This is a genomic window from Metabacillus sp. 22489 (genome assembly GCF_052044855.1).
Lineage (GTDB): Bacteria > Bacillota > Bacilli > Bacillales > Bacillaceae > Metabacillus > Metabacillus niabensis.
The window spans coordinates 1-14,250 of record NZ_JBQENT010000018.1; the positions used below are offsets into that span (position 1 = coordinate 1).

Consider the following 14,250-nt stretch of genomic DNA (forward strand, 5'->3'; position numbering starts at 1 on the left):
CTTCACCCGGTTTTGCTTTAACAATAACCTCAGTAAAGTCCATGAGCCCCCCATCTACTGTAGCAACGCTAATTATTACTCTTCCTTCCTTTAAAGCTATTACATTTCCATTTTCGTCTACTTTAGCGATATCTTCACTACTACTTGACCAAAGGACATCTTGATTTACTGCATCTTCTGGTGTAATTGTTGCCTTAAGGTGTACTTCATTTCCTACAACTAGTTCTAATTCTGCTTTATTGAGAGAAACGCTCGTTACTCGCTTTCCTGCACTTGGCACATCAACTTTTGGAACATTTTTAAGTAGTGCTTCATGTTCAGCTTTTGTCACAGGAATAACGGTTCCATGGCGAGGGGAGGCCGGTAAATCAAAGTCTTCAGACATTTTCCACTCACCAGAGTCCAAATTGGTCGTTTCAAATGGAACATAGCCTCTGCCACCAAATTCGTCTAAAAATAGGTACCATTTTTCTTCAGTATTCGACTTAAAGATTGTTGGGCCTTCACCTGCACCAATTGAACCCTTTCCAATACCTTCCTTAATTAACTCAAAGCTAGGGTCAAGAACAGAATCTCCTGCCTCTTGGAATATAAATTTACCATTTGGTGATTCAGTAGTATTATTTCTTTCATCCTTTGAAAAGCGATAAATTTTACCATCATGCTCAATCATCGTCGTATCAATTACAGAGTATCCATTATCTATATAAACTTCTGGCTCAGTAAATGTGTAGAAATCTCTTGTTTTGCTGTACATCATTTTGTTATATGTTGAACCAGTATGTTCCGCATTCTCATATAATTTAGAAGCCCAGAAAACAATATATTCACCAGTCGTCTCATCGTAGAAGATTTCAGGTGCCCACGTATTTCCTGCCTCTTGAGGAGCAACTTCTACCATTCTTTGTTCTGACCAATTAATGAGATCATTCGATTCCCAAACCATTATCGATCTGCTGCCATGTCTTTGTGCTCTATCCCAATTTCCATTACCATTAATTTTTAGGTCTGTTGCAATTAGATAAAATTTATCTCCTTCAGGTGAACGAATGATAAATGGATCTCTAAGTCCTTTTTCACCTAAATCAGAAGTAATCGCTGGTTCGCCATTGTTTAATTCTTGCCACTTTAGTGGATTATTTGCTTCACTTAAGGCAAAGTATATTTGTTCACCATTTGAAGTAGCTTCACCAGTAAAATAACTAAATACGTATCCTTCATAGCTTTCCTTCTTTGGTAATTCTTTGACAACGGCAAGGAACGGTTTTGTTACTTTTTCATTATTTAATACAATAGTTGCCGTCAATTTAACTGTTACGCCTCCTTGCCCATGTATAGGACGAGTCACCTCACCAGTTGTTGTAATAATGGAAGGGTCACTGGATTTCCACGTAATCGTTGAACCATTTTCACCATTTGTCGGCAATGTTAAGTTTCCACGTACATCATTTATGTTATAAACGTTTAAAGCCTCTGCGTCTGCTTTAACTGCCGCTAAATCATGTGGCTTCTTTAAAACAGTAACAGTGAAATCTTTTTTCATACTATTTATCCCATCTGAAACTGAGGCTGTTATTGTTACTTTTTGATCCCCATCTTCATAAGAAGGTCTTTTTACATGTCCTTCATTTGTAATGATTTCTTTGTTTTGTGATTCCCAAGAAATGACTGTTCCAAACGGTCCATTTTTTGGAAACGCCAAATCAGTCACGATTTCGTCCTTCCTTTCATTTCCATTAATAAACAGTTCATAATCTAGTTGCTTAACTGCATTTTCTAGTAATAGACCATCCATTTCAGCTATTTTTTCATCCGCTCTTTCTTTTAGTTCGCTTACTTCTGAGTCTGATAATGCCCCATCATAAATTTCAAAATCTGCAATCATACCACCAAAGTATGGATCAGCTGAATAGAATGATTTTCCGATAAAACCACTTGGTCCATTTAGATTGTTAATCTGGTCTAATGTATAACCATTTGTTGATGCACTTCCGACCTCTTTACCATCAATGTAAAGCTTCAATGTTTGATCTTCACCAGACATAACAGCTGTGACTAACTTCCACTCCTTCGATTTTAATGGACCAGTTGTTGCATTCGCACCTGCTTCATTATTCCAGCTTGTCATTCCGAGTCCTACACGGGCAGAACGATCACCTGAATTACGACTTGGTGTTGTAAAAAGATATTTGTTACTATCCTGACCTAATGCAAAAATCCATTCAGCCTCATTTGCTCCATTCCAATTCACCAGAGATGAAATGGTTATACTTTCCAAGTTATCTAAAACTCCTTTTGGCATTTCAATATAAGAGCTTGTTGATCCACCTTTAAAGTTGATAACACCTACTTCTTCTCCTTTAATTAATTGTGCATTTTCAGGATTTACAAGCTTCCCTTCGAAATTCCCAGCATTATCCTTAACGTTTGTTCCATCAATATTTTTCATATCATAATCAAGAATTAATTTTGCTTCCTTCGGATCTTCGATTGGAGGTTTAGAAACTTGTTCATCTGCTAAATTAGCAATTTCTTTATTATTTAAAGCACGGTTGTAAATTCTAAAATCATCAAATTTCCCTTTAAATAAACTGTGATTCTCATTGCTAGATTTGCCTAAGTAGTTCATCGTAGTTTCTAAAAGCATTCTCGGCTCAACATTATATGTTGAGCTTCTCGATACTTCTTTTCCATCAACATATAATACAGCATCAAATCCTTCAATTGTCATCGCTACATGATGCCAGTTTTCTGTTGAAAGCTTAGGAGCTCTTAGGGCATATTTATAATTGCTGCCTAATGGTGAGTTTTGATTTGCAAATTTCTCGGTAAAAGGCGTTACAATTGCAAATTCAAGATTCCCCGTATCACCTTGTGTACTTAAATACATTGTATTGCGATTTGCAACTCTTCCTGTATTAGAAGAGAAATCAAAAATCCGTTGATTTGCCCGATTCCCATCTACTTTAACCCATGTAGATATTGTCATACTTTCTAAATCGAGGTCTTTTATGATATTTTTCGGTAGTTCAACATATCCCGAATTTCCATCTAGGTATAAAGAGCCGCTTGATTGACCAACCGTATCACTAGAATCAATCTTAGATTCACCTATTAATTTTGCATCAAAACCATTATTAGAAACATCTTTTACTGTTTTCCCATCCATGTCATCTTTGTCAAAGGTATAATGTAGGACTGGTTCTTCTAATTGCTCTTGTGAAGGCATACCATATTTTTCTTGAAGAGCATTATATTCCGCACGTGTTATTGGAATAACGGTTCCATGTCGCGGTCCTGGTGGAAGAGCATATTCAGATTCTGGAAGTAAGTTATTCACAAATTGTGAGCCATCCTCCAAATTTGTCGACCAGCGTACATGATACGGCCATGAATCTAGGAACATATACCATTTATCCTCATGAATATCTTTAAAGATCGTTTGACCTTCATTGTTTCCTTGATGACCAATTAGCCCTTTGTTTCCATCTTTTGTACCCGGAATTACGTCATATTGAAAGCCATTCTCCTTAATTCCATCTTTATCTTGGAATATATCAGTTGCTTTTTCGTAATATACTCTGTAGTTGACTTCTGATTTCGTAAAGCGATAAAATGTGCCATTATTTTGAACAAAGCTTGTGTCGATTGTCGGGAAGCCTTCATCAATAAACACTTTTGGCTCAGAAAACGTATGGAAATCCCTTGTTGTTGCATAATACATCACATTATACTGTCCTGCTGGTCGTCCATTTGGGTAATCACCATATGTTTCTTCATTTTTCATTGAAGATGCCCAGAATACAACATACTCGCCTGTCTTTTCGTTATAAATTGCTTCAGGTGCCCACGTATTGCCACCTGTTTTAGGAGCAACTTCTACCATTCGTTGTTCGCTCCAATTGACTAGGTCGTCTGATTCCCAAACCATAAGTGAATGACTGCCTGTAATTTGTGCCTGGTCAAAGTTGGTGCTTTCCCCCATTTTTAAGTCAGTAGCCAACATATAAAATTTGTCACCTTCAGGGGACCGAATGATAAATGGATCTCTTAATCCCTTTTCTCCTAAGTTTGATTGAAGAACGGATTGGCCATTATTCAATGCTCTCCACTTTAACGGGTCTTCAGCGGTAGCAAAGAAAATTTCTTCTCCACCCTCGTATTCCCCTGTAAAATAGGAAAAGAAATAAGCATCATATTTCAGTTCACCCGGGTCTTTTATAACATTCACGTTAAATTTCTTTTTTACCTCTACCTCACCGTTCGTTATAGTCGCTGTTAATGTGACATTTGTATCTTTTTTTGGCCTAGTAACCCAACCAAGTTGCTTTACATCTTCAGTTGCTTGGGCTGAACCTTTAATAATTTCCGGATTCGAAGATTCCCAAGTAATCGTACTTCCATGTTCTCCCTTCACTGCTAGACTAAGATTCCCTCTTACATTATGACTATTTTCCACAGTTACATTAGAGGCATCTAGTTCAACCTTATTTTGGTCGTTATACGCCTTTAGCACTTTGACTGTAAAAGTTTTTTTGCCAGTTAACCCTTCATAACTTAAATTTGCAGTTAATTCGACTTCTGCGTCTGATTCATTCATTTCAGGACGAATAACTTGTCCGTCATTTGTTATAACCTTTGTATTACTTGAACTCCACGTGATGTCTACACCATTCCTACCTTTCTTAGGAAGAGAAAGATGACTAGTAATCTCATCTTTACTTTTATCTTTTTTGTTTAAATAGTGAGTGATATCCAATGAATCTATCGCTTCCTTCATAACAAGTTGATTTAAGTTATCAATTTTAGCTACAGTCTCTGTATATAAAGCAGAAACTTCACCATCGGACATTGCACCATCGTATACCCGAAAATCTCCAATCATTCCTTTAAAAAAAGAATCACTTTTAAAGATTGATTTTCCGATAAAACCAGAGAAGCTTGCTGAAGGATCGATAATATCAGATAATTTTATGTCATTTGCTGATCCTGTAGCTATCTTCATCCCATTTACATATAAAGAAATCGTGTTAGAAGTTCCTGAGAAAACAACAGTTGCTACTTCCCATTTTCCTTCTTGCATTTGTGATGAGCTTTTAATAAGTGACTCATTTCTCCAACCAGCTTTAGAAATACCTGTAGCTGCAACATTCCCAGAACCATGTAGTGGTGTTACGAAAAAGTATTTATTCCCATTCTCTGCATCATCTGTTGGTGTTCCTAACCCAAAAATCCAACGATTCGCCCCATCGTTTTCCCAATTTACAAGAGTAGAGACCGTTACATCCTGTTTTCCATCTAATAGATCAGCCCCATCCTTACTTTTAGGTATTTCAATATACCCGCTTCTCGATGTTGAACTTCCACCATTAAACGAAACATACCCAACTTCATCATTGTAAACTATGTGCCCATTTTCCGGATTCTTGAATACACCATCAAATGTTTGATTATTACCTGAAATGTCCTTGATTGTAATCTGATTCTCATTCTTAACATTTGATTTCATGTCATAATGAAGGATCAATTCAGGTATCTTCGTTAACTGCTCTTCTGCAAATAATCTTTGTGGAATTATCCCCGATATAGTATTGAAGATTAATAGGGTTAAAACGAGTATTGTTGTCGGTTTCTTTATTGCCATTTACGTTCCCCTCCTTAGCATGTTTTTCATCCACTCAATTATAAAACGCTTTCATTTTAGATTTAATAGATAAAAATTTGAACATACTTTCATTTTTTTAGCTCTAAAAAATAATTACCTTTCCTTTATGTATTTTCTTTAGAGAAAATTGTATTTTTTTTAGCTTGACGGTTTAATAACCTTTTAAATAGGAATTTTAGTAAAAAAGGATGTCACTAAAAACTTAACTTTTTAGGACATCCTTATAAACATATATGGAAGGGGTTCTATCTCACCCTTCACCATTAATGTGATATCGATGCTTGATTTACCTTACTTCGAGAAACAATCACTCGTTGAAGGACAATAAATAACAATAGTAATGCACCAATTGCAATTTTCGTCCACCACGAGCTTAATGTTCCTTCAAACACGATGACTGTTTGAATAATACCTAATATTAATACTCCAACAACACTACCGGCAACATAACCTGCTCCTCCAGTAAGTAGAGTTCCACCGATAACTACTGCTGCAATCGTATCTAACTCTAGCCCATTTGCATGAAGTCCATATCCTGACAACATATAAAAGGTAAAAATTAAACCCGCTAGAGAAGCGCAGAATCCACTTAATGTGTATATCATAATTTTTGTTTTTCCAACAGGTAATCCCATCAATAGTGCAGATTGTTCACTTCCACCTAAAGCATAAACATTTCTACCAAATTTGGTGTAGTGTGCGATAAAAACAGCTGTAATCACGACAACAAGTGCTACAATTACACTAATTGATATAAAATTACCTCCACCAATCGGTATTCGTGTACTAGCCATAAAATTGAAAAATTTATGATCAATTGAAATCGTCTCAACGCTAATTAAATAGCTCAATCCTCTAGCGAGAAACATTCCAGCAAGAGTAACAATAAATGGTTGTAAGTTAAAATAGTGAATAAGACACCCCATGCCAAAACCAAGAATTGTTCCGACCATTAAGCTAATTGGTACGACAATCCAAGGAGATAGTTGAGCGTTCATCGTAAGACTTGCAGCAACCATACTTGTTAAAGCAATTACCGAACCTACAGAAAGGTCGATACCTCCCGATAGAATCACAAATGTCATTCCTACTGCAACGACAATTAAAAACGCATTATCAATAAATAGATTTAAGAATACTTGAGACGAAAAAAAGCCTGTATATCTGACTGAACCAAAAATGTACATGACAACAAATAACGCAATGGTTGCAAAAAGTGGGAGATGTTTGGCATCAATCTGTAACTTTCTCATGATAAAGTCACCCCCTCATCCTTCTTCTCAACTTTTCTCATTGCCATATGACCAAATAGTTTCTTTCTAAACTCTGGAGATTGTAAAAGACATACGATTAGTACAACTATTGCTTTAACAACTAGGTTTATTTCTGGAGCAATACCAATGGAATAAATAGTTGTTGTCAAGCTTTGAATAATAAGTGCACCGATCACTGTTCCACCTAATGAAAATCTTCCTCCATTTAACGAAGTTCCCCCTATAACCACTGCTAAAATCGCATCAAGTTCATACCATAAACCAGCATTATTACCATCTGCACTCGCAACATTGGAGCTCAAAATGAGTCCCCCGATTCCAGCACATAAGCCGGAAAAGATATAGACCATTAATAAAATGTTTTTTGAATTCAAACCCGCTAAACGACTTGCTTCAGGATTTGTACCTACAGACTCAATGAATAATCCTAATGCGGTTTTTCTTGTTAAGAAAGCAGCAATAGCGAGAACTGCTGCAACGATAAAAATCGAAAAAGGAATCATTAGCAGGTGACCGCCACCAATAAACGTATAAGGATCATAATATACAGTCATAATTTGACCATCTGTAATTAACTGGGCAATACCACGCCCCGCAACCATTAAAATTAATGTAGCTACTATTGGCTGTACACCAATCCGTGAAACAAGCAAGCCATTCCACACACCAGTCAACAGTGAAATCGCAATAACTAACCCAATAGCGAGAAATAATGGGGTTAAATTATCTCCTGAAGCACCACTTACAGCCATCGCTCCTACAGCACCAGCCATCGCAATGACTGAACCAACTCCTAGGTCTACTCCTTTTGTAGCAATAACAAGTGTCATCCCAATCGAAACGAGTAGCAATGGTGCACCTCTATTCAAGATATCGATGAGACTTCCAGTTAAATAACCGTTTTTGACTTCAATGGAAAAAAAGCTCTTATCAAAGAGTAGATTTATAAATAAAATCAGTAACAATACGACAATTGGCCAAAATAACTTTGATTTCATCATGATATATTTCCTCCAGCCATAACTTTCATTATGTCTTGTTGTGATAGTTGTTCGTTATTATCTATTTCGCCAACTTTTTTATGGTCTCGTAAGATAGCTATTTTTCGACAAGTTCTTAACACTTCTTCTAATTCAGATGAGACGAATAATATAGACATTCCATCTTTACTTAAGGAGAGCATTAGCTTCTGAATTTCTGTCTTTGCTCCAATATCAATACCTCTAGTTGGTTCGTCTAAGATAAGAAGGTCTGGGTTTGTAATTAACCATCTTGCTAACAATACCTTTTGCTGATTTCCACCACTTAAATTTTTAATTAATTGTTCTGGATTAGGAGGATTGATGTTTAGAAGTTTAATATACTCATCTACAATTTCTATTTGCTTTTTCTTAGGAATATACTTGAACCAGCCTTGTGTTCCTTGAATGGCTAGTATCATATTTTCACGAATAGTTAAGTCTGCAATAATTCCTTCTGTTTTCCTGTTTTCTGAGCAAAAAGCTATTTTATTTGCAATAGCTTGTTTTGGAGAATGAAGATTTATCTGTTTCCCGTCTAACGTGATTTCGCCTGTATCTGCTTTATCTGCACCAAATAATAATCTTGCTAATTCAGTTCTGCCTGAACCGAGTAGTCCAGCAAGACCTACTATTTCTCCCTTATGAATATTGAGATCAAATGGCTCGATGTTCCCCTTTTTCGAGAGATTTTCCCCTTGCAAAAAAGGCTCCATTACCTTGTCATTAGAATCTACATTTCTATTGTTCTCATTGATTTCATTTAAATCTTTCCCGATCATTTTTGAGACGAGTTCAAGTCTATCAATTTCCTTTGTCAAATATTCTCCAATCCACATACCGTTACGTAAGACCGTTAATCGATCTGTTATTTCATAAATCTGATCGAGAAAATGACTAACAAAAACGATTGCTAATCCATCCTTTTTAAGCTTCCTTATAACACCAAACAGCTGATTAACCTCATTTTGGTCAAGACTAGATGTAGGTTCATCTAAAATCAATATTTTCGCAGAAACATTTAATGCCCTTGCGATTGCCACCATTTGCTGAATAGCAACTGAATAAGATGACAATAGTTTTGTTACATCAATATCAAGGTTTAACCTTGACTTTAATAAATCTTTAGCTTGTCTGTTCATCTCTTTCCAATCAATGCGTCCTCGCTTAACAATTTCTCGTCCAATAAATATATTTTCAACTACAGATAAATTAGTGCATAAATTAACTTCTTGATAAACCGTACTGATCCCTAAATTTTGTGCTTCTAGTGGGTTTGTGACATGAATTGGTTTTCCTTCTAGCATAACGTTTCCTTTATCTATCGAATACACACCTGTCAAAACTTTAATTAAGGTTGACTTGCCTGCACCATTCTCCCCCATTAGTGCGTGAACTTCTCCAGGATATAATTTCAGATGAACATTTGACAAAGCTTTAACTCCTGGGAATTCTTTTGTAATTCCATCCATGACGAGTACTGGAGTTGCTGTTTTCATAGAGTCCCCTCCTATCAAGCTCACTTAATATTTTGTTGATTTTTATAATACCTAATAGAAAGTCACTAGTTTACAATACCGAATTGATTACTAGTGACTTTCCAGTTGTATTAATACTGGCGAGTTGGAAGAAGCTCTTCCGCTTGGTCCATTGTATACATGCTTTCTTCTACTGCGACACGCTTTTCAATTTTCTCTCCAGCTAAGTGAGCTTCAATCAAGTCAACCATTTGTGGGCCAAATAATGGGTTACACTCTACTGTGACGTTCATCTTACCTGCTGCCATTGCCTCGAATGCACCTTTTACTGCGTCGACACCGATTATCTTAATGTCTTCACCTGGTTTTAAGCCATATTCTTCAATCGCTTGAATTGCTCCTATCGCCATGTCGTCATTATGTGCGTATAACACATCAATTTTGTCACCTTCTGACTTTAGGAATGCTTCCATTACTTCTTTTCCTTTTGCACGTGTGAAGTCACCTGTTTGTGATTTAATAATTTTAAGGTTTGGGTGTTCTTTGATGACTTCTTCAAATCCTTCTTTACGGTCAATTGCTGGTGCTGAACCTACTGTACCTTGTAGCTCAACGATATTCACATCACCTTTTACATCCTTTGTTTCTTCCACCAACCAGTTCGCCGCTTTTTTCCCTTCTTCAACGAAATCCGATCCTAAAAATGTGACCCAAAGGGAGTCATCTTCAATATCAACTGCACGGTCTGCGAGAAATACTGGTATCCCTGCATCCTTGGCTTCCTGTAACACAGTTTCAAACCCTGTTTCAACTACTGGCGAAAAGACGATGGCATCTACTTTTTGTGCGATAAACGAACGAATCGCTTTTATTTGATTTTCTTGCTTTTGCTGTGCATCAGAGAATTTCAATTCATGTCCTGCATCTTTAATTGCGTCCTGCATAGACTTTGTATTCGCTGTTCTCCACTCACTCTCTGCACCAACTTGTGAAAAGCCTATGACTAACTTATCCCCAGATTTAGTACCTCCTGAACCCGCGTCCTTATTATCTGTATTTCCTCCAGTGCCTGATGAGCTACATGCTGCTAAAAAGAGCATTAAAGCCATTACTATTAAAATAAATGCTTTGCCTTTACCCATTTTTTTCATAAAATGAACCTCCCTTTCATTCCAATTCTTTGTTTTTTTACATTGCTGAATTGGTATAAGTTTATCTTAAAGCGTTTACAATTGTGTTTGAATAGAATAACTTTTGAATTAATTGTATTTATTTATGCCATCTATAGAGCAAAGCAACTAAAGTTTAAATATTTTTAGAAAAGTTGCACTATTTTTCAAAAAGGAAAACCCTTTTGATTATCCAAGAAGGCCGAATGTCATCAGTATATGATTATGTTGATAAAATGGATTAGCTAGTTTTACATAAGCTTCATGGAATCAGCAAGCATTGCCAGACAAAATTTTTTTCCATTTACTAGCTTCCCGCTAATTGCATTTGGTTTTTAAATTGCCTTGTTGTCATACCAGTTATTTTTTTAAAAGTTCTACAAAAATAATGTGAATCACTGTAACCAACTTGATTCGCAATTTCATATGTTTTATTTTGTGTTGTCTTTAAAAGCTCTTTTGCCTTTTCAATTCGAATATTCGTTAAATATTCAATTAATGTTGTACCTGTTTCTTGACTGAATAGATGGCTTAGATATGATGCGCTTACATTTACAGCATCTGCAACTGTTTGCAATGATAATTGTGAGTCATCAAACCTTTGATGAATAAAATTCACTGCCATTTGTACTGATTGGGAATAATGAATAGTAGCTCCGCTTCTTGTCGATAAAACCAGTTTTAACATTTTTTCCATATAGGAAATAACCTCATCATAATATCTAATCCAGCTTGCATTCATTTCTAATTGACTTATTTCCTTCATAACTTCAGAGTTGTCAGTTTTAGTTTCCAATTCCTTTAAATAATGTGTAATCGTTATAGTAAAATCCATTAGAAAATAATAAATGGTAAATTGTGAGCGAACATTCCCTGTTTGAAGATATGACGAATAAGAACGGGAAAAGCTTTCAATATCACATTCTTTCCCCACTTTAAGAAACTCGATCAAATCTCTTCGTTTTAAATGATGTAACTCTTTTTTCGATTCAATATCTCTTTCTGTTTCCTTTGAACTATATTTCCTTATGATTTTCGAATAATTTTTTTCTTCATCTGCTTCTGAAAAAGATTGTGAAATACCTTTTATACGACTTTCAACTCTCCCTATACCAAAGAGAATTGAATTATCAGGTGAATGTTCTTCATATTTATGCAAACGTTGTCTAATCATTTCAGATTCATGTTCAAGCTGCTGCTTTGACTCTCCTAACATAATAAAAACAGATTCTCTTACCTTCCTATGAAAACGCAAACATAAGTAGTCTTTTTCAATCCAGTCAAACTCATGAGAATCGCTTTTACTTTCAACCATGACGACATAATAGTAGCTTGAAATAAGATGAATATTAAGTCTTGATGCTTCTTTAACAGCATCTGAAAAACTATATAACCCTTCACAAAGTTCATATAGAAATTTATCTCGAGCAACGGTTTTACTTTGCATGGCTTGATTTTTTAAATCAAGAAGTCGTTTTTTGTTAAGCTCCTCCTTCTCAATCTGAGCTGAAACTTTCATTAGTATATGAAGCAAATCTTTTGAACTTACTGGTTTCAGACAATATTCAGTCACTTGAATTCGCATTGCTTCTCTCGCATATTCAAATTCATCATGTCCACTTAATATAATGATTTTGGTTGAAGGCATTTTTTCTCGAATCATTCGACTTAATTCAAGACCATCCATAAACGGCATTTTAATATCAGTGATAACAATATCGGGTTGGTGCCTCTCGATTAAAGGAAGCGCAACTTCACCATCTGAAGCATCACCACAAAAAACAAAGCCTTCATTTTCCCAATTAATACTTTTCGCAATTCCTTCTCTAATTGCTATCTCATCATCCACTAAGAAAACTTTTTTCATATTATCACCTCTTTGCTGGAATTATGATCCTTACACGTGTTCCTGAACCATACCAACTATTAATTTTTAGTCCAAATGGTTCACCATAAAATAGAACAAGCCGTTGATGAACATTCACCATACCAAACCCTCCACGGTCTTTTTCAAATGGAACGCCTTGAGACATTTGCTTTTTTATTTTCATTAGTTCATCTTCTTTAATCCCAATCCCATTATCGATGACATCAATACAAATATGTCCTTCTGGGTTAAAATCACCTTTAATTCGGACGAAGCCCTTGCCACGCTTATTTTTTATACCGTGATAAATGGCATTTTCAACAAGTGGTTGAAGTGATAATTTTATAATTTCATATTTTAAAATGTCTTCATTTAGATGAAATGTTACGTCTAAAATGTCTTGGTATCGTATTTTCTGTATCAATAGATAATTCCGAATATGTTCTATTTCATCTTCTAATAGGATACAATCTTTTCCTTTGCTTAAGGAGATTCTGAAAAAATGGGACAAGGCCTTTGTGATCTCCACTACTTGTTCTCCCTTTTTTGCTTCTGCCATCCAAATAATCGTTTCAAGTGTGTTATATAAAAAATGTGGATTGATTTGTGCCTGCAGGGTACGTAGCTCAGCAATTTTTAATTGTTTTTGTTCATCCACGCTTTTTTTTACAAGGGTATTGATTTTCATCATCATGCTATTAAAATTTTCACCTAAGTCAGCAATTTCATCTGTCCTATGATTCGTTACCATCACATTTAAATCTCCTAGTGAAGCTTGTTTCATCTTCTTCTTTAAAACTCGAAGCGGCAGAATTAATCTTGAAGTAATAAAATAATAAAGGCCAATGATAAAAATAATACTAGAGCCCACTGTGATAATAATAAGACTTTTAATGTTTTCTGTTGACTTTACAATTTCTGATAAAGGGGATACTCGAACAATCTTCCAACCTGTAATATCAGAAGTTTGAAAAACAATTAATTTTGAACGTTCAGTAAGGTAACCATAACGGTTTTCTTCGATGAAGTCTCTGTTTTCTATTTGGGGGGCGCTTGCTAATTCTGGTGAAACAAATAACGTGTTTCCATCCTGATCTTCAATATGAATCGTTCCGGAAATTTTTGAAGCAGTTTCATGAAGAATGTTCTTGAAAGTAGAAGCTTTTATTATGATAGTTATGAATCCGAGAACTTTTTTAGAATCATCTGAAACAATAGCACTTGTCATCGAAAGTGCGGGGGTGCTATTTTTATAAATCGGCTGAATCACTGTGTTCATATTGTCTTCAAGGTCATTAGAATTCTTTAATTGATTAAGCGATACCTTATCTAATAGATATACACCACGGTCTTCACTAATCGCTTTTCCTTCGAGATCGATAATTCTAATATTCATTATCGAATCACTGTACTGATAGTTTTCTTTATAAAAGTTTATCATTGTAAGTATATCTTTTGCTTCATTAGCTGTATTTTTGGAATCAATCAAAAATTGAACAGTGCTTTCCTTTTTACCAATCTCATTGAATAGCTTGATATCCTGAATAATGACATCAAATTCTCTAGTTAATTGGTCAACTTTTTGTTGTGCCAACGCATATGAATTTTCAGAAACAATGTTGTATGATTTTATATAAGAAACAACTCCTACTACAATTAACGGTATAACTGTTAATAATATAAACATCACCATTAGCTTTAAACGAAAACTTGAATTTATTCTTCTTATCAATTTCATACATTACCTACCAGTCTTATTTAATAGTAATGCAAGCTTT

Annotated in this window: 7 protein-coding genes; all 7 read right to left on the reverse strand. The window is 35.3% G+C overall.

The features are described from left to right. Positions 1-5,644, reverse strand: a 5,644-nt coding sequence (locus ACTJJ9_RS12205) for an immunoglobulin-like domain-containing protein (RefSeq protein WP_440768672.1), incomplete at its 3' end; no start/stop codon positions are given. Positions 5,645-5,928: 284 nt separating this feature from the next. Further along, the gene (gene yjfF, locus ACTJJ9_RS12210; protein ID WP_145580645.1) at positions 5,929-6,918 is read right to left on the reverse strand and encodes a galactofuranose ABC transporter, permease protein YjfF; all 990 of its coding nucleotides are present in this window, start codon (positions 6,916-6,918) and stop codon (positions 5,929-5,931) included. Continuing rightward, positions 6,915-7,940: an ABC transporter permease gene (locus ACTJJ9_RS12215; RefSeq protein WP_145580646.1), complete on the reverse strand. Its 1,026-nt coding sequence runs from the start codon at positions 7,938-7,940 to the stop codon at positions 6,915-6,917. The genes yjfF and ACTJJ9_RS12215 overlap by 4 nt, the downstream gene beginning before the upstream one ends. Then, positions 7,937-9,457, reverse strand: coding sequence for a sugar ABC transporter ATP-binding protein (locus ACTJJ9_RS12220; protein WP_145580647.1), 1,521 nt, complete (start codon positions 9,455-9,457; stop codon positions 7,937-7,939). Before ACTJJ9_RS12220 ends, ACTJJ9_RS12215 begins: the two co-directional genes overlap by 4 nt. A gap of 110 nt (positions 9,458-9,567) precedes the next feature. Next, positions 9,568-10,587, reverse strand: a complete 1,020-nt coding sequence (locus ACTJJ9_RS12225) for an ABC transporter substrate-binding protein (RefSeq protein WP_145580648.1) — start codon at positions 10,585-10,587, stop codon at positions 9,568-9,570. 325 nt (positions 10,588-10,912) lie between these two features. Next, positions 10,913-12,472 carry a response regulator gene (locus tag ACTJJ9_RS12230; protein ID WP_145580649.1) on the reverse strand — a complete coding sequence of 520 codons (1,560 nt, stop codon included), beginning with the start codon at positions 12,470-12,472 and terminating at the stop codon, positions 10,913-10,915. A 4-nt stretch (positions 12,473-12,476) separates the two neighbouring features. Then, positions 12,477-14,210, reverse strand: coding sequence for a cache domain-containing sensor histidine kinase (locus ACTJJ9_RS12235; protein WP_145580650.1), 1,734 nt, complete (start codon positions 14,208-14,210; stop codon positions 12,477-12,479). Positions 14,211-14,250: the final 40 nt, after the last annotated feature.

Coding starts and splice junctions, on each gene's coding strand:
- ACTJJ9_RS12215 (WP_145580646.1), bottom strand. CDS start 7,940: ATGATGAAATCAAAGTTATTTTGGCCAATTGTCGTATTGTTACTGATT.
- ACTJJ9_RS12235 (WP_145580650.1), bottom strand. CDS start 14,210: ATGAAATTGATAAGAAGAATAAATTCAAGTTTTCGTTTAAAGCTAATG.
- yjfF (WP_145580645.1), bottom strand. CDS start 6,918: ATGAGAAAGTTACAGATTGATGCCAAACATCTCCCACTTTTTGCAACC.
- ACTJJ9_RS12225 (WP_145580648.1), bottom strand. CDS start 10,587: ATGAAAAAAATGGGTAAAGGCAAAGCATTTATTTTAATAGTAATGGCT.
- ACTJJ9_RS12230 (WP_145580649.1), bottom strand. CDS start 12,472: ATGAAAAAAGTTTTCTTAGTGGATGATGAGATAGCAATTAGAGAAGGA.
- ACTJJ9_RS12220 (WP_145580647.1), bottom strand. CDS start 9,457: ATGAAAACAGCAACTCCAGTACTCGTCATGGATGGAATTACAAAAGAA.